15 protein-coding genes are annotated in these 16,192 nt (G+C 65.2%); 6 read left to right on the forward strand and 9 right to left on the reverse strand.

From position 1 onward, the window contains the following. Positions 1 to 85: 85 nt before the first annotated feature. The gene (locus tag AC1VV3_RS01315) at positions 86 to 868 is read left to right on the forward strand and encodes an SDR family NAD(P)-dependent oxidoreductase (RefSeq protein WP_134092768.1); all 783 of its coding nucleotides are present in this window, start codon (positions 86 to 88) and stop codon (positions 866 to 868) included. A 37-nt stretch (positions 869 to 905) separates the two neighbouring features. Here AC1VV3_RS01315 and AC1VV3_RS01320 read toward each other — a convergent pair whose 3' ends face one another. Further along, positions 906 to 1,862 carry a GGDEF domain-containing protein gene (locus AC1VV3_RS01320; protein WP_465128077.1) on the reverse strand — a complete coding sequence of 319 codons (957 nt, stop codon included), beginning with the start codon at positions 1,860 to 1,862 and terminating at the stop codon, positions 906 to 908. 123 nt (positions 1,863 to 1,985) lie between these two features. Then, positions 1,986 to 2,996, reverse strand: a complete 1,011-nt coding sequence (locus tag AC1VV3_RS01325) for a LacI family DNA-binding transcriptional regulator (RefSeq protein ID WP_431566557.1) — start codon at positions 2,994 to 2,996, stop codon at positions 1,986 to 1,988. Positions 2,997 to 3,163: 167 nt separating this feature from the next. Between AC1VV3_RS01325 and AC1VV3_RS01330 the strand changes: the two genes are divergently transcribed. Then, positions 3,164 to 4,354, forward strand: a complete 1,191-nt coding sequence (locus AC1VV3_RS01330; protein ID WP_482961938.1) for an acyltransferase family protein — start codon at positions 3,164 to 3,166, stop codon at positions 4,352 to 4,354. Positions 4,355 to 4,402: 48 nt separating this feature from the next. On the opposite strand, the gene AC1VV3_RS01335 is transcribed toward AC1VV3_RS01330, so the two are convergent. Together AC1VV3_RS01335 and AC1VV3_RS01340 are read right to left on the reverse strand one after the other, a co-directional pair. Beyond that, positions 4,403 to 5,572, reverse strand: a complete 1,170-nt coding sequence (locus AC1VV3_RS01335; protein ID WP_482961939.1) for a thiolase family protein — start codon at positions 5,570 to 5,572, stop codon at positions 4,403 to 4,405. After that, complete coding sequence (locus AC1VV3_RS01340; protein ID WP_431566559.1) at positions 5,572 to 5,976, reverse strand: Zn-ribbon domain-containing OB-fold protein; 405 nt, start codon at positions 5,974 to 5,976, stop codon at positions 5,572 to 5,574. The genes AC1VV3_RS01335 and AC1VV3_RS01340 overlap by 1 nt, the downstream gene beginning before the upstream one ends. Positions 5,977 to 6,226: 250 nt before the next feature. On the opposite strand from AC1VV3_RS01340, the gene AC1VV3_RS01345 reads away from it, so the two are divergent. Further along, complete coding sequence (locus tag AC1VV3_RS01345) at positions 6,227 to 8,524, forward strand: TonB-dependent receptor (RefSeq protein WP_431566560.1); 2,298 nt, start codon at positions 6,227 to 6,229, stop codon at positions 8,522 to 8,524. Positions 8,525 to 8,608: 84 nt separating this feature from the next. Here the strand turns inward: AC1VV3_RS01345 and AC1VV3_RS01350 are convergent, their stop codons facing one another. From AC1VV3_RS01350 to AC1VV3_RS01370, 5 genes are all read right to left on the reverse strand, one after another. Continuing rightward, a complete protein-coding gene (locus tag AC1VV3_RS01350; RefSeq protein WP_431566561.1) occupies positions 8,609 to 9,529 on the reverse strand; it encodes a TIGR03619 family F420-dependent LLM class oxidoreductase in 921 nt (306 codons plus the stop codon). Between the two features lie 53 nt (positions 9,530 to 9,582). Further along, positions 9,583 to 10,389 carry an alpha/beta fold hydrolase gene (locus tag AC1VV3_RS01355; protein ID WP_431566562.1) on the reverse strand — a complete coding sequence of 269 codons (807 nt, stop codon included), beginning with the start codon at positions 10,387 to 10,389 and terminating at the stop codon, positions 9,583 to 9,585. Positions 10,390 to 10,452: 63 nt separating this feature from the next. Continuing rightward, the gene (locus tag AC1VV3_RS01360) at positions 10,453 to 11,205 is read right to left on the reverse strand and encodes an SDR family NAD(P)-dependent oxidoreductase (protein WP_431566563.1); all 753 of its coding nucleotides are present in this window, start codon (positions 11,203 to 11,205) and stop codon (positions 10,453 to 10,455) included. Between the two features lie 104 nt (positions 11,206 to 11,309). Further along, positions 11,310 to 11,801, reverse strand: coding sequence for a flavin reductase family protein (locus AC1VV3_RS01365; RefSeq protein ID WP_132262398.1), 492 nt, complete (start codon positions 11,799 to 11,801; stop codon positions 11,310 to 11,312). Positions 11,802 to 11,838: 37 nt separating this feature from the next. Next, entirely contained in the window at positions 11,839 to 12,732 is an 894-nt protein-coding gene (locus tag AC1VV3_RS01370) for a LysR family transcriptional regulator (protein ID WP_132262399.1), read from the reverse strand. Positions 12,733 to 12,902: 170 nt separating this feature from the next. Between AC1VV3_RS01370 and AC1VV3_RS01375 the strand changes: the two genes are divergently transcribed. The 3 genes from AC1VV3_RS01375 to AC1VV3_RS01385 all read left to right on the forward strand — a co-directional run bounded on the left by AC1VV3_RS01375 (position 12,903) and on the right by AC1VV3_RS01385 (position 16,181). Then, positions 12,903 to 14,396, forward strand: coding sequence for a CoA-acylating methylmalonate-semialdehyde dehydrogenase (locus AC1VV3_RS01375; protein ID WP_431566564.1), 1,494 nt, complete (start codon positions 12,903 to 12,905; stop codon positions 14,394 to 14,396). Between the two features lie 84 nt (positions 14,397 to 14,480). After that, positions 14,481 to 14,990: a hypothetical protein gene (locus AC1VV3_RS01380; RefSeq protein ID WP_431566565.1), complete on the forward strand. Its 510-nt coding sequence runs from the start codon at positions 14,481 to 14,483 to the stop codon at positions 14,988 to 14,990. Positions 14,991 to 15,026: 36 nt separating this feature from the next. Beyond that, a complete protein-coding gene (locus AC1VV3_RS01385; protein WP_132262405.1) occupies positions 15,027 to 16,181 on the forward strand; it encodes an acyl-CoA dehydrogenase family protein in 1,155 nt (384 codons plus the stop codon). The last annotated feature ends 11 nt before the right edge of the window (positions 16,182 to 16,192 follow it).

Raw genomic sequence — 16,192 nt, forward strand, 5'->3', positions numbered from 1 at the left:
CAAGCATCGCCTTCGCCCGGCCGGGCTTATCCGGCCCGCCGAAAACGCCTAGCCGAAAGCGGAAGACGATGGACGGGAGCATGCGATGAAGACGGCGATCATCACCGGGGCAGGCAGTGGCATCGGGCTGGAGACCGCGAAAATTCTCCACCGCGAGGGCTTTGCCGTGGTCGGCGTCGGGCGAAGCAGGGACAAGCTGGCGACCTTGGAGGCGGAGATCGGCAATCCCGATCACGTCCTGGCGATCAGCGCCGATCTGACCGATCCGGCCGCGCCGAAAGCCGTGGTTGCTGCCGCGCTGGAGCGGTTCGGGCGGATCGATGCCCTGGTCAACAACGCGGGCGTGGGCAGTCCCAAGCCGCTCGACGAGACTGACGACGAAGCGCTCGACGGTTTCCTCGATATCATGTTGGTTGCCCCGTTCCGGCTCTGCCGCGATGTCATGCCGCACCTTTCCGAAGGGGCCAGCGTGGTCAATGTCACCAGTACGTTCGCCCATATCGGCGGAAGGCGCGGGGGCGCCTATTCCGCGGCGAAGGGCGGCCTGAAGTCGCTCACCGAGCACATGGCCTGTGAATATGGGCCGCGCGGCATCCGCTCCAACTGCGTGGCGCCGGGCGTGACGATGACCGACATGGTCCGCCACCGTTTCGAGGACGAGACGTTCAAGCGCAGCAATGTGGAGACCACGCCTTATCCGCGGCTCGCCCAGCCCGAGGATATCGCTTCGGTGATCGCGTTTCTCTGCCTGCCGGGGAGCGAGATGATCAATGGCCAGTCGATCGTCGTCGATGGCGGCTGGACGGCGACGAAATATCTCTCGCCGCGCGTCACCCGCACGACATGGGTGGAACCGGAAGGGCAATAGGGCAGGTGGCTCCGCTCGGCCTTTCGCGCGGAGGCGGTCAGGTTCCGGCTGTGCAGAGCTGGTTGCCGCCGCGCCGTTTCGCGGCATAGAGCGCGGCATCGGCCTGGTGGAACAGCGCCTCCGGATCGACCACGCCTGCGAGGGCGGGCGCGGCCATTCCCGCACTCGCGCCGAGCGGCAGGGAATGGCCCTGCCAGACCACCGGCGACATCAGTGCTGGCAATCGGTGGCGCACGGAGCTTTCCAGCGCGGCGGACGAAGCGCTGCGGTCGAGGATCATGGCGAACTCGTCGCCGCCGATCCGGGCAATCAGGCGCGCTTCGGGGAATGTGCGGCGAAGGCGGCGCGCAAAGTCGCTCAGGCAGGCGTCGCCGGCTGCATGGCCCCAGGCGTCGTTGACCGTCTTGAAGCCGTTGAGGTCGAACAGCACAAGCGCGCCGATCTCGCAAAGACCTTCGCTTCCCGCAGGCCGATCGAGAAATTCGGCGTGAAAGCAGGCGCGGTTGGAAAGGCCGGTGAGGGCATCGTTCTCGGCCAGATGGCGCAGGCGTTCCCAGCGCAGGCGCTCTTCGGTTATGTCCTGCTTCATGCCGTAGAGGGTGGTCGCCCGGCCGCGTTCGACGCGCGTGGCAGCGGTTATTCGCATCCAGCGGACTTCGCCGTCACCGCGCAGGATCTGGGCGTCCATGGTGAAGCCCGAACCTTCCTCGATCGCCTTGGCGCGAAGCTGCGCGAGCAAGGCACGCGATTCCTCGGTGTAGAAATCCAGAGTCTCGCGCCGGTCCATCGGTCGGTCGGCCGGGGCGCCGAAGATGTTGAACACGCCTTCGGTCCAGGTCAGGGCCTGCGTCGAGAGGTCGCAGGACCAGGCGCCCATTTCGGTGAGCGCGGCAGCCTGGGCATAGAGCTGTGCCTCCTGGTTCGCGACAGGCGTGGAGGGCCGGGTCTGCGGCTGGACAGGGTCCAACAGGGATGAAACGATCGCGTGCTTCAAGAGAACCGATCCTCGGCGGAAGGCATGTCCCGGACGGGAGCCCGTAACCCGTTTAATCCCTTAGTGTAAAAGCATTGCTAACCATGCCGAACGGCTTGGCGCCTCCCGTGAGGCGGGACGGGGTCAGGCGAGAGGACGGGCAAGGGTGAGAGCATGGTCTGCATCGACGCCGCGAACCGATTCGCGCACGACCAGATCGGCCGCGAAGGTATGGCGATCCGTGTCATTGCCGGTCAGCCTGCTTACGGCCTCCCGCGCGATTTCGTCCCAGGGAATGCGCATCGAGGTGAGGGCAGGTGCGGTTCTGGCGGCGATGGGCATGTCCTCGAAACCGGCGACGGAAAGGTCCTGCGGCACTGCCAGACCGGCTTGCACCGCGGCCTGAAGGACGCCGGCAGCCATTTCGTCAGTGGCGGCGATGATCGCGCTGGGCCGGGGGCTGACGTCGAACAGGAGGTGCGCCGCGGCACGGCCGGATTCGCACGAGCCGTCTCCCGCCACCACCAGCAGGGGTCCGGTCAGGCGGCGATCCGCGATAGCCTCGAGAAACCCCTGTTCGCGCAGGCGCCCGGATAGCGAATTGTCGCTGTTCGAAACGAGACCGATCCGGCGGTGTCCTTCGGCTGAGAGCCAGTGGACGAGCTGCGCCATGGCGGTGCGATCGTCGCAGGCAAGACCGGGATGGCCGAGGCGCGCACAGCCTGCCCCTGCATCGGCACATGCGTGGGCAAGATCCTCCCGAGCCGAGAGCGGAGGAAGGAAGATGGCGCCCTGGGGGCGGCGGCGTTCAAGAAAGGCCTTCAGGCCCGCAAGCGGCTGTTCGCGCAGGAGCCAGGGCGTCATGACCGGGTCATCGTCGCCCAGAAACTCCATTATCGCCGTTTCCACGATAGCGGCGAGGGCGGGGTCGCTGCCGTCGTGGAACAGCGCGAGTGTGGCCATGGCAGGGTCGGCGGCGTTACCGGGTAGCGGAAACAGGCGGTGGTCGAAGCCCAGCTCCTTCATCGCGGCCAGGATGCGCGCGCGGGTAGCAGGGCCTACGGATGCGCTGCCATTGACGAGGCGGCTGACGGTTTTTCGGGATACGCCGGCAAGGCGGGCGACATCGTCCATGGTAAGGCGCGGCGGTGGCATTTCAACATCATGTCGCCCCGCGCATGCGCTTCCAAGCACAGTCCGATCCGATCCGGAGATGTGCCTGCGACGACCTGTTACAACCGTGTCATTGCAGAAAAGGCGCGAAATCCCTAAGTGGGCCGTGCTTCCGCAGCTGGCGGAACCGCCCACCCCACCGGAGAAAGATGAAGCTCGCCCCGTCGCAACGCCACTATGGAATGGATTGGCTGCGCATCGGCGCGTTCGTTCTGCTGATCTTCTACCATGTCGGTTTTTCGTTCACGCCGTGGGGTTATCAGACGCCCACGCGCGGTGTGGTGAGCTGGGCGGAAATTCCGCTGCTCGGCCTCAGCGCCTGGCGTCTGGCGCTGCTCTTTGCGATTTCCGGCTATGCCAGCGCCGCGCTTCTCAAGAAAGACGGCGACAATCGGGCCTTCCTCAAGAGCCGCATCCTGCGCCTTGGAATCCCTCTGCTTTTCGGCCTGACCGTGGTGGTGCCGCCCCAGCCCTACATGGGGCTGGTCAATAGCGGGTACGACCATGGATATGGTTACTTCCTGCTTTACGATGCCTTCCGGTTCCATAAAGTGGGATACGAGATCCTCCCGGCCACGATGCACATGTGGTTCGTGATCTATCTGCTGGCTTACACGCTGGTGCTCTGCGCCGGACTGATGCTCCTGCCCGGAAGCTGGCGCGCGGCACTGCGCCGGGGTGCCGAGCGTCTGCTCTCGGGACCGGCCTTGCTGCCGCTGGGAATCGGGCTGATCTTCGCGATCCGCATGCTTCCTTACGGCTGGACCGACATCCATAATTTCCTCCAGGACCGCGGCGCGCACCTGCACTATTTCGGCATGTTCCTGTTTGGATTCCTGCTGCGCGGTTCGGACCCCATCCGCGAGGCCATTGCCCGCCAGTGGAAGCTCGCCCTTGCGCTCGGCATCGCCGGCTATGCCTGGGTGATCGGCGACACGCTGCTCTATCCCGGCAATGTGCCGACGCCCGCGGCCTGGCAGGAGCCGTTGTCCTTCGCCAAGTCCGTCCAGTGCTGGGGAACGGTGATCGCGCTCTTCGGTATCGCCGATCGCTTCTGGAACTTCGATAACCGCTGGCGTGCGACTTTGGTGGAGGCGGTCTTCCCGATCTACATCGCCCATCAGACCGTGATGGTTTTCGTCAGCTATGGCATTCGCGACATGGGCCTTGGCGCCCTGGCGGAATTCCTCACGCTCTGTGCGGCAGTGGCCGGGGGTTGCTGGCTGTTCTACCTGATCGGGCGCGAGATAGGGCCGCTGCGTCCGCTGATCGGGCTCAAGCGGCAGCGCCGGCGGGGCACGGCCGAAGAGCAGAAGCCTGCCCTCGCTTCGGCAGGCTGACTCCCACGAGCAAACGGTTCCGACCTCTCGCGAGGCCGGAACCGCCGATCATTCCCGCGTCAGCAGCAGCGCCGCAGCCATCGGACCGCCGCCGGAGGTGGCGACGGCCACTTTCGGGTCGCCGGCGATCTGTCTCTCGCCGCCTTTGCCGCGCAGCTGGGTCACGGCCTCATGCGCGAAACCGAAGCCATGCAGGCGTCCGGCGCCGAGCTGGCCTCCGAACGTGTTCAGCGGTAATTCCCCGTCGCGCGCGATCCGCGTCCCGCCCTCGATGAAGCGGCCGCCTTCGCCCTTTTCGCAGAAGCCTAGGCCTTCGAGCCAGGTGATCGGCAGGAAGGCGAAGCCGTCGTAGAACTGCACCGTGTCGACGTCGGCAGTGGTGTAGTCCGTCCGCTTCCAGAGGTCGGCGCCGGTCTCGTAAGCGGCGAACTCCTCCACCTGATCCCAGGAATAGCGATCGACAGAGCCTGACATGGCGGCGATGCGGATCGGCTTGGCGGAGACTTCGTCCAGCGCGTCTTCGGCCGAAACGATCACCACGGTCGAGGCGTCGGAAAACCGGTCGCAATCGTAAAGGCAGAGCGGCGTGGTCACCATGCGCGCGGCCATGTACTTTTCGAGCGTCAGTTCTTCCTTGGTGATCGCGCGCGCGCGCGGGTTCGCCATGGCGTTTCTCGATCCGTTGATGGCGATCTGGCCAAGCTGTTCGCGCGTCAGGCCGTAGCGGTGCATGTGCCGTGCCACATATTGCGCCGTCCAGCAGGCGGCCGAAGTGGCCCAAAAGGGGCTGGTCCACTGGGAACTGCCGCTGACGGTGTCCTGCTTCGCGCCCGCCATGTACTGGGCCGGATCGGCCATGCCGCCCGCTTCGTAGACCGTGCGGAAACAGATGACATGGCGGCACAGACCCTGCTTCACCGCCATGGCCGCCACGCCGATGGCCGAGAGTTGGGCCGGCTGCTCCATCGCACCCATGTGCCATTTCGACTTGATGCCCAGAACCTCGATCAGGTCCTCGCTGGCGATCGGGGAAAAGGCGGTATAGCCGGCCATCTTGCCGGGATACGTGAAGACCCCGTCGATCTGGTCGAGCGTGAGGCCGGCATCGTCGAGCGCCTCGCGCACGGCGTCCACGGTCAGCAATAGCGGATGGCGCGGCAAGCGCACCCCGACTTCGGACTGGCCGACGCCGGTAATATAGGCTTCCTTGCTGGGCATCAGTCCGCTTTCTCGAAGAGGGGATAGAAGACGCCGTCCTGTTCCTCGAAAACGACGCGGACGCGGTCCTCGAAGTCCACGGCTTCCACCGGGCAGCCGACGATATTGGTGGTCAGATAGACCCCCGGCGCCCCGTCCAGCTTCACGCGGGCGATCACGTAGGGCACTTCCAGCCCCTTGGCCCAGGGCTGGTGATTGATCGTGAAACTGTCGATCGTGCCGGTGCCGGGCACGGCCTGCGGGGCGACGTTTTCCGACTGGCAGTGGCGGCACAGCAGGCGCGGGGGATGGGTGAATTTTCCGCAGTCCCCGCAATGGACGATGTTGAGCCTGCCTTCGCCGCCGCCGGTCCAGAACGCGGTGTTTTCCTGATCCAGCCGGGGCCGGGGCCTGGGTAAATTCATGTCCGGAGCCTCTCCCTTTTAGGCGCCGAAATTCCGCGCCGCATGGGTCTGCGTCAAGCAGGGGAGGGGATTGATCGCGGGGGCGCGGGCGTTGCGCAAATGTCGCAAACCGTTGAAAATCCGATGTGGAAAAAGTTGATTTGGAGCGGATTTGCGTTGCCGCCAACATATCCCCCAAAAATCGGTAACAAGACTGTCATTGCGGACAAGTACTCGCCCGGCCGGTTTTTCAACCAATAGGGAATGCGACGTGTCCACGAAAGTCATCGCCAAAAAGGCTCTGCATCTGACCTGTGGTCTGGGTGCCATTTGTATTTCCGCCCATGCTTTCGCCCAGGACGCGGCGCCCCCCAGCGAAGGGCTTGGCGATATCGTCGTCACGGCGGAGCGACGCACCGAGAACCTCCAGCAGGTGCCGATCTCGGTGGGCGTTGTCGGCGGTGACCAGCTGCGCAGCTTCCAGGCTGCGGGCGACGATATTCTTGCGCTGTCGGGCCGCGTACCCGGCCTCTACGCGGAAACGACCACGGGCCGCATCTTCCCCCGTTTCTACATTCGCGGTCTCGGCAATATCGACTTCTATCTCGGCGCATCGCAGCCGGTGTCGATCATCCAGGACGATGTCGTGCTGGAGCACGTCGTGCTGAAGTCCAACCCGGTCTACGACATGGACCAGGTGGAAGTTCTGCGCGGCCCGCAAGGCTCGCTGTTCGGCCGCAACACGACGGCCGGCATCATCAAGATCGACACGATCAAGCCCACGACCGACCGCTGGACCGGCCGCGCCAGCGCCAGCTACGGCGAATACAACTCGGTGAACGTGGACGCCGGCGTTGGCGGACCGATCATCCAGGACGTCCTGGCCGTCCGCGTTTCCGGGCTCTACCAGCGCCGTGACGACTGGATCGACAACACCTACAGCGGCCCCAGCGCCGATGGCACCGTCTCGCCCAAGAAGGATGCGATGGGCGGCTTCGAGGAGCGCGACGCCCGCATCCAGTTGCTGCTGGCGCCCACCGGCTCGGGCTTCTCGATGCTGACGAGCTTCCATGCCCGCAAATACGAGGGCACGTCCACGATCTTCCACCGCGCCGCGTTTACCAAGGGTTCGAACGACGTAAGCCAGGAACCGCGCGACAAGATCGCCCTGGACGAGGCGCACAACAATCCGCAGGCCTACGATACCTATGGCGCCTCCAGCCGCATCGCCATGGACTTCGGCCCGGTCACGCTGACCTCCATCAGCGCCTGGGAATCGACTTCGGGCTATAGCCGCGGCGATACCGACGGCGGCGCGGCGGCGGACTATCCGGTGAACGGCGTGGCCAACGGCTATGGCCAGTCGCAGGGCAACGTGCGCGATCTCGACCAGCTGAGCCAGGAACTGCGCTTGTCCAGCAATGGCGACACCCGCTTCAAGTGGCAGGTGGGCGGCATGTGGTTCGACCAGCGCGACATCACCGAGTTCTATCAGCGCGCCTACTTCCTGACGCCGCCGGCCAACAACCCCAACAACTGGGTGCGCCTGCGCAACCAGAACACCAGCTGGGCCGTGTTCGGCCAGGCGAGCTACGAGCTGGCCGAGGGTCTGACGGTCACCGCCGGCGGGCGCTATACCAAGGACACGAAGAAGACGCGTCTGCTCAAGACCGCGGACACGGCGGCCGGCGCGGTGACTTACCGGGGGCGTCGCTACGTGCGTCTCTCGGGCGAGGAGCCGAGCTGGGATGTCAGCGTGAACTACCAGGTCAACCCGGACGTCAACGTCTACGCGCGCGTCGCGCGTGGTTTCCGCGGTCCGACCATCCAGGGCCGTTCGGCGGTGTTCAACTCGGACTTCACCACGGCGGATTCGGAAACGATCCTTTCGGGCGAGGCCGGCATCAAGACCAGCCTGCTGAACAACCGGGTGCGCTTCAACCTTTCGGGCTTTGCCTACCGGGTGAAGGACATCCAGCTGAACGGTAACGACAGCGACGGCAACGGCGTCCTGTTCAATGCCGACAAGGCCGAGGCCTACGGCATGGAAGCGGAACTGGAGGCACGTCCGATCCCCAACCTCTCGCTGACGGCCGGGCTCAGCCTGCTCCACACCGAGATCAAGGACAAGAACGTCTACGCCCAGGTCTGCGCGCTCAACGGCGTCGTCGTCTGCACGGTCGAGGACCCGACGATCACCAATGCGCGCGGCACTTTTGCGCAGATCGACGGCAATCCGCTGCCGAATGCGCCGAAGTACACCGCCAATGTCACCGCGCGCTATGACGTGCCGTTGGGCAATGGCGGCTCGCTGTTCGCGGCCACCGACTGGATGTGGCAGGGCTACACCAACTTTGTGCTCTACAAGACCAAGGAGTTCTACTCGAAGGGCGATTTCGAAGGCGGCCTCAAGATCGGTTACTCGGCCGCAGGCGGCCAGTACGAAATCGCGGCCTTCGCGCGCAACATCACCAATGAGAAGAACCTCAAGGGTGTGATCGAGAACTACATGGCCGCCGTGTTCAACGAACCCCGCGTGATCGGCGCTTCGTTCTCCGGCAAGTTCTGATCGGGACGTTCCGATCGGTCCAGTCGGATCCGGTAAACGGGTGGTGCGGTCGTCAGGCCGCACCACCCGAAACCATCGGAACTCCTATCGCACCGCGGGCATGATCTCCTCGGCGATCCACTGGGTGTAGTCACGGTAGGCTTCGATACCGGAGAGCGGAGGGATCGGAACCGAACTCCAGGTCACGCCCAGCCGGGAGAGTTCGCCCAGCCGCGCGATCAGCTCGTCCTTCGACTGGCCGGGCCGGGCGCGGGGATCGTCCAGGACCTTGTGACCCTCGCCCACGCGGGCGGTGGAGATACCGTAGAATACGTCTTCCAGGCGGCCGTTGTAGTCCGGCTGGGAGCGGATGAAATCCAGTCGCTCGGGGATCGTCTCCGGCTTGGTGAGGAAGGGCCACCAGCCTTGCGCATGGCGCGCGGTACGCCGCAATACGGCATCGGCATCGCCGCCGAACCACACCGGGATATGCGGTTTCTGCACCGGCTTGGGCTCGAAGGCCAGATCGCGGAAGGACACGTACTTGCCCTCGAATTCAGGGTTTTCCTGAGTCCAGAGGGCGATGATGGCCTGGATATATTCGTCCGCCATCGCTCCGCGCTCGTGGAACGGAATTCCGAGCAGCGCGAACTCCTCCTCCAGCCAGCCGACTGCAAAAGTAACCGTGACCCTCCCGGAGGAAAGCCAGTCCATGGTCGCGAGCGCCTTGGCCGTCACGATCGGGTGCTGGGCGGGCAGGATGGCGATGCAGGAATTGACCCTCAGCCGCTCGGTCGCGCCGGCGAAGTGGCTCATCGCGGTGAAGGCACTGAAATAGAAAGCGCCGGACAGGGCGACATGATCCCGCGGAATCGCGTGATGCTCGGGCACGGCGATCATCTCGAACCCCAGCTTTTCCGCCCATTTGGCCAGCGCCGTCTGGTCGGCGCCGGTCACGGCCGTCTCCCAGGGCTGCATCGTCGCCTTCAGTTCCAGCATATGCGGCATGGCGAAAGCGAGCTTCATGCGGGGTCTCCTGGTAACCGGACCAATGGCGATTGGGGGAAGCGGGAGGGCGGCTAGCCTCTCCCGATGAAGCCCGCGATTTCACGGGCGATCTGCTGCGGCAATTCGAGATTGAGCAAATGGCCGGCGCCGGGGTGCTCGATCCGGGTCACGTCCCTCCCGGCGGCATCGATCAACTCGGCCATCAGGCGGAAATCCTCGGTGTCGCGGCTGCCGGTCAGGAGGAGCGTGGGCAGGGCCAGCGCGGAAAGCCGGTCTACATCGGGCATTTCGGGTTTCTGGTCGTCCTGCACCCACTGGCGCCCGTGGAACGCGGCGATCCCCGCGCGCAGCCGCGCGGCGTTCGGGCCGTCGCGGGCCGTGTCGAACAGCGGATGCTGCAACCAGAGGTCGCGCGCCGCTGCCATTTCGCCCCCTCGCGCGGCGCGCCCGATGGCCTTCCAGCGTTCGATCCAGTCGGCGCTCCACGACCAGCCGACCATGAGCGGGCTCACCAGCACCAGTCGGCGCACCCGCTCGGGATGGTTCAGGGCAAAGTTGAGCACGGTGCCGCCCCCCAGCGACAGGCCGCACAGATCGGCCCGTTCCAGTTCGAGCGCATCCAGCAGGGCAAGCAGATCGTCCGAGTGCGAAAAGGGCGCTCCGGCTTCACCATGGGAATCACCGAAACCGCGCTGGTCGTAGGCGATCAGCGGCAGGTCATCGGGGAGGGCGGCCGTGACGGGCTCCCAGTCGTGCCGGGAGCCGCCGAAGCCATGCACCAGGACGAGCGGCGTGCCCGTGCCGCTGCGTTGACCCCCTGCCAGGGTGGCCTGGCAAGGGGTCGTCGTACCGATCTCGATGCTGAAGTCCTGTGTCATGACACGGAAGCTAGCGTCTTCGCCGCCGTCCTGCACTGCTCCAATCGCCCCGCACGATCCTTATCAGGCGGAACCCATGTAGCGCCCGCCATTGGTGCTGATGGTCTGCCCGGTCATGTAGCTCGCTTCTTCGGAGGCGAGGAACGCGGCGGCGGCGGCAATGTCCGCCACTTGCCCCAGGCGCTTCACCGGCAGGGTCTTGCCGTAAGTCTCGGCATCGATAGGCGCCTGGCGCAGCATGGGTGTGTCGATCGATCCGGGCGGGATCATGTTGGCCGTGATGCCCGTGCCGCCAAGCTCCATGGCAAGGGCCTTGGTCATGCCGAGCAGGCCACCTTTCGAGGAAACGTAGTGGCTTTGCGCAAAGGAGCCGGACTGCGTGGACGAGGAAGTGATGTTGATGATCCGCCCCCACTGGGCTGCCAGCATGTCCGGCACGATCTCCTTGGTGACCAGCCACGGGCCCTTGAGATTGATGCGGATCACCTTGTCGAACTCGTCCTCGCCGATGTCCATGAACGGGGTGAAAGGCGCGATGCCGGCATTGTTGACGAGAATGGTGATCGGACCCAGCTTGCTGCGGGTTTCCTGCGCCGCAGCCTGGATCGCCGCCTTGTCGGCGCAGTCGGCGGTGAGGGCCAGTGCCTTGCCGCCTTCGTCCTCGATCATCCGCACGGTTTCCGCCGCGCCTTCGGGATTGAGGTCCCATACCGCGATGGCCGCCTTGTCTTCGGCCAGCCGCCGGGCAATGCCGCGTCCGATCCCCGAGCCGCCGCCGGTGACGACGGCGACTTTGCCTTCAAGCGAACGTGTCATGCATTCTCTCCCGCAAGCATCCTGCTGTGCTGAACGGGTGAACAACAGGGGCGGGTCAAGTCAAGCCGAGCGCGCCGAATTCGCCTCGGCGGATTCGGGTGCGTTTACATCCGCTCCGCGAAACCGCCGTAGCGGCCCTTGTGGAACAGCATGGGATCGTCTTCCCGCACGGCTTCCATGCGCAGGACTTCGCCCAGCACGAACCAATGGTCGCCCGCCTCGGTCACCGAATAGAGCCGGCATTCGATGGCGGCGATCGAATCGGCGATGATCGGCAGGTTGTGGTCGGAAACGATGTAGTCCACGCCCACGAACTTCTGGTCGCCCTTGGCCGTGACGGCGCGGCACACGTCGGCCTGGTCGCTGGCCAGGACATTGACGCAGAAGTGCCCGGCCTTCTCGATCAGCGGCCAGGAAGTGCTCTTCCGATCGGGGAAGAAGCCCACCAGCGGCGGATCGAGCGAAACCGAAGTGAAGGAGCCGACCACCATGCCGGTGGGCCGGTCCTCGTCGAGCGCGGTGATCACACAGACGCCGGTGGGATAGCTGCCCAGCACCTTGCGGAATTCGGCCGGATCGATGGTCGTTGTCGTCACTGGGTCGTTCATCCTGTCGGTTGGAGCCTTGGGCAAGTCAGGGCTTCAGTATCCCCTCCATGCGCAGGGCGGTTTCGTCAAGCCACTGGCGAAATGCCACGACCCGCGGCAACTTGCGGATGTCCTGATGCGTGACGAACCAGAAGCTGCGCAGGATGCGCTTTTCCGGCAGCACGGCCACCAGGCGGGGATCGGATTCGGCCATGAAGCAGGGCAGCACGCCCAGTCCGGCACCGCTGGCCACCAAGCTTTGCTGCGCGGTGATGCTGGGGGAGCGGATCGCCGCCTTCAGGCCGGGCTGGATTTCGTCGAGATAGCGCAGTTCGGGGGAGTAGATGAGGTCCGGGATATAACCGACCAGCGCATGGCCATCCAGCAGGTCAGCCGGCCGCGAGGGCGTACCGTGGGCCGCGAGGTAATCGTGCGTGCCGTAAAGCGCGAGCGTGTAGTCCGACAGCTTGTGCGCCACCAGCGGCCCGGTGCGCGGGCGCGACAGCATGATAGCGACATCCGCCTCGCGCCGGGTGGGACTGAGAAAGCCGCTGGAGGCGACGAGGTCGATGGCGAGCCGCGGATGCGCGGCCTGGAAGCGTGGCAAGTGGCGGGCCAGGAACCAGCACCCGAAGCCCTCGGACGTGCTGATCCGCAAGGTGCCGTAAAGCCCGTCGTTCCCGCCGGCCTGTTCCGCGATGCGTCCGGCGGCGCTGGCCATGGCTTCCACCGAGGACAGCAGCGCTTCTCCCGCCTCGGTCAGTTCCTGGCCGCTGCGGGTCTGTTCGAACAGGGCAGTGCCCAGCGAGGCTTCGAGCCGGCGCAACCGGCGGCCGACCGTCGTGGGATCCACGCCCAGCGTGCGGGCGGCACCCGCGAGCTGTCCCGCCCGGGCGATGGCGAGAAAGGCCTGGTAGTCGCTCCAGTCGATCGAGGGCATCGTCCCAAAAGGTATCGTCAAGGTATCGTCACTGCGGGAAATGGTCCTCGGGGCTGCAAATGTGCAGTTATCGATGGCGTATTTTCAGCTTGCCTGCAAATCGGACCGGGACCACCTAACGTGGAAAGCGCACCGTGAGTGCCGTCGAAGACAATGCGAAAGGATGAGGAATGCGCCTGATTGACCACGTCGTTGTCGGCGGAAGCGGCGGATCGGCCGCCCGCATGGGTGACGTCTTCAACCCCAGCACCGGCCAGGTTCAGGCCCAGGTCCCGCTTGGCGACAAGGCCCTGCTCGACCGTGCCGTGGCCACCGCGCAGGAAGCGCAGGTCAAGTGGGCCGCCACCAACCCGCAGCGCCGCGCCCGCGTGCTGTTCAAGTTCAAGGAACTGATCGAACAGAATATGCAGGCGCTGGCAGAAATGCTGGCCTCCGAGCATGGCAAGGTCGTGGACGACGCCAAGGGCGACATCCAGCGCGGGCTTGAGGTCGTCGAGTTCTGCTGCGGCATCCCGCATATGCTGAAGGGCGAATATACCCAGGGCGCCGGCCCGGGGATCGACGTCTATTCGATGCGCCAGCCGCTCGGCGTCGGGGCGGGCATCACCCCGTTCAACTTCCCGGCGATGATCCCGATGTGGATGTTCGCTCCGGCCGTCGCGGTGGGCAATACCTTCATCCTCAAGCCCTCCGAGCGCGATCCCTCGGTTCCCAACCGCCTTGCCGAACTGTTCCTGGAAGCCGGCGCGCCCGAGGGCGTTCTGCAGGTGGTCCATGGCGACAAGGAAATGGTCGACGCGATCCTCGATCATCCCGGCATTGCCGCTGTCAGCTTCGTCGGCTCGTCCGACATCGCTCACTATGTCTATGAGCGCGGCGTTGCCGCCGGCAAGCGCGTGCAGGCGATGGGCGGCGCGAAGAACCACGCCATCGTCATGCCCGACGCGGACATGGACCAGGCCGTGAACGACATCATGGGCGCCGCCTATGGTTCGGCGGGCGAACGCTGCATGGCGCTGCCGGTGGCCGTTCCGGTGGGTGACGAAACCGCAGATCTGCTCCGCGAGAAGTTGGTCGCCGCGATCGACAAGCTCAAGGTCGGCGTGTCCAACGATCCCGAAGCGCAGTACGGCCCGGTCGTCACCGCCGTCCACAAGCAGAAGATCGAGAACTGGATCCAGACCGGGGTCGACGAAGGCGCCGAACTGGTGGTGGACGGTCGCGGCTTCTCGCTGCAGGGCTATGAGGAAGGCTTCTTCGTCGGCCCGTCGCTGTTCGACCATGTCACCACCGAGATGAGCGCCTACAAGGAAGAGATCTTCGGCCCGGTGCTGCAGATCGTCCGCGCCAAGAGCTTCGAGGAAGCGGTGGAGCTGCCCTCCAGGCACCAGTACGGCAACGGCGTCGCCATCTTCACCCGCAACGGCCACGCCGCGCGTGAATTCGTCCAGCGCGTGCAAGTGGGCATGGTCGGCGTGAACGTGCCGATCCCGGTGCCGGTCAGCTACCACAGCTTCGGCGGCTGGAAGCGCTCGGCCTTCGGCGATCACAACCAGTACGGCATGGAAGGCGTCCGCTTCTGGACCAAGGTGAAGACGGTGACCCAGCGCTGGCCGGATGGCGGTGCGGGCGACAGCGCCTTCATCATCCCGACCATGGCCTGACGATTGGCAGGGACCGGAGCGCGGAACAGGGTAGGGACTGCAGGTGTTTCCTCGGGAACGTCCGCAGAAAAGGAAGGTCGCTCGATGATGAAGATCGGCAATGCACTGGCCCCGGCCCTGACCGTCTCGCTGCTTGCCCTCGGTCTCGCCGCCTGCTCGAAAGAGCCGGCCAAGCCCACGGCCGAGGAAACCGCGACCACGCTTCCGGAGCCGGCGCCCGGTGCCACGGCGCCATCCTCGGGTGGCGGCTCTGCCTCATCGGAGCCGGCTGCGGTGCCTTCGGCGATACCCGCCGCCCTGCAGGGCCGCTGGGGTCTCGTCGATGCCGATTGCACCAGCACCAGGGGTGATGCCAAAGGCCTGCTGACGGTCGACGCCGATACGTTGAAGTTCTACGAATCAGTGGCCAAGCTCGGCACTATCAAGTCCGGCTCCGCGACGGCTCTGGAGGGCGAATTCGCCTTCACCGGCGAAGGGCAGAGCTGGAACCTTGACGTGGCCCTGCGCTCGCCCGACGGCGGCAAGACTCTTGTCCGCAAGGACACCGGACCGGACGCGATGCCCGGTACGCTCACTTATGCAAAGTGCCCCTAGAAGCACCCCACCGCACCTGCCAGGAACAGAACAGAGATGACCGAACAGTTTGGGCTGACCGAGGACCAGCTTGCGATCCAGGAGACCGCACGCAAGTTCACTGCCGACCGCATCACGCCCTATGCTGCCGAGTGGGACGAGAAGCACCACTATCCGGTCGATGTCTGGAAAGCGGCGGGCGAGCTTGGCTTCGGGGCGATCTACGTGTCCGAGGAAAGCGGCGGCATCGGCCTCGGCCGCTTGGACGCGGCGCTCATCATGGAGGCCATGTCCTACGGCTGCCCGGCAACCAGCGCCTATATCTCGATCCACAACATGGTCGCCTGGATGATCGACAGGTTCGGCGACCAGCAGCTCAAGGATCGCTATCTTCCTGACCTCTGCTCCATGGAGAAGATCGGCTCTTACTGCCTGACAGAACCGGGCTCCGGCTCCGACGCGGCCGCGTTGAAGACGACCGCGCGGCTGGTCCAGGATGCCGGAGGCGATCACTACGTTCTCAACGGCACCAAGCAGTTCATTTCCGGCGGGGGCTACAACGACGTCTACGTCGTGATGGCACGTACGGGCGATCACAAGTCGCGCGGGATTTCGTGCTTCGTCGTGGACAAGGACACGCCCGGTGTCTCCTTCGGCGCGCCGGAGAAGAAGCTCGGCTGGAATGCCTCGCCCACTGCGCAGGTGATCTTCGAAGATGCCCGCATCCCGGCCGAAAACCGCGTCGGCGCCGAGGGGGACGGCTTCAAGTTCGCCATGGCCGGTCTCGATGGCGGGCGCCTCAACATCGGTGCCTGTTCGCTGGGCGGCGCGCAGCGCTGCCTCGATGAGGCGGTTCAATATGTGAAGGACCGCAAGCAGTTCGACCAGCCCATTGCCGAATTCCAGAACACCCAGTTCCGGCTTGCCGACATGGCCGCCGAACTGGAGGCAGCCCGCGCGCTGCTCTATCTTGCCGCCGCCAAGGTCACCGCCGGCGCGCCCGACAAGACCCGCTTTGCCGCCATGGCCAAGATGATGGCCAGCGACACCGGCTCCTCGGTCGTCGACCGCGCCCTGCAACTCTTCGGTGGATACGGTTATCTTCGCGACTATCCCATCGAGCGGTTCTGGCGCGACCTTCGCGTCCATCGTATCCTCGAAGGCACCAACGAGGTCATGCGGATGATCATCGGCCGCGACCTGCTCAAGTAAGGGGCACGAGG

This window comes from Novosphingobium sp. BL-S-34 (assembly GCF_056857015.1).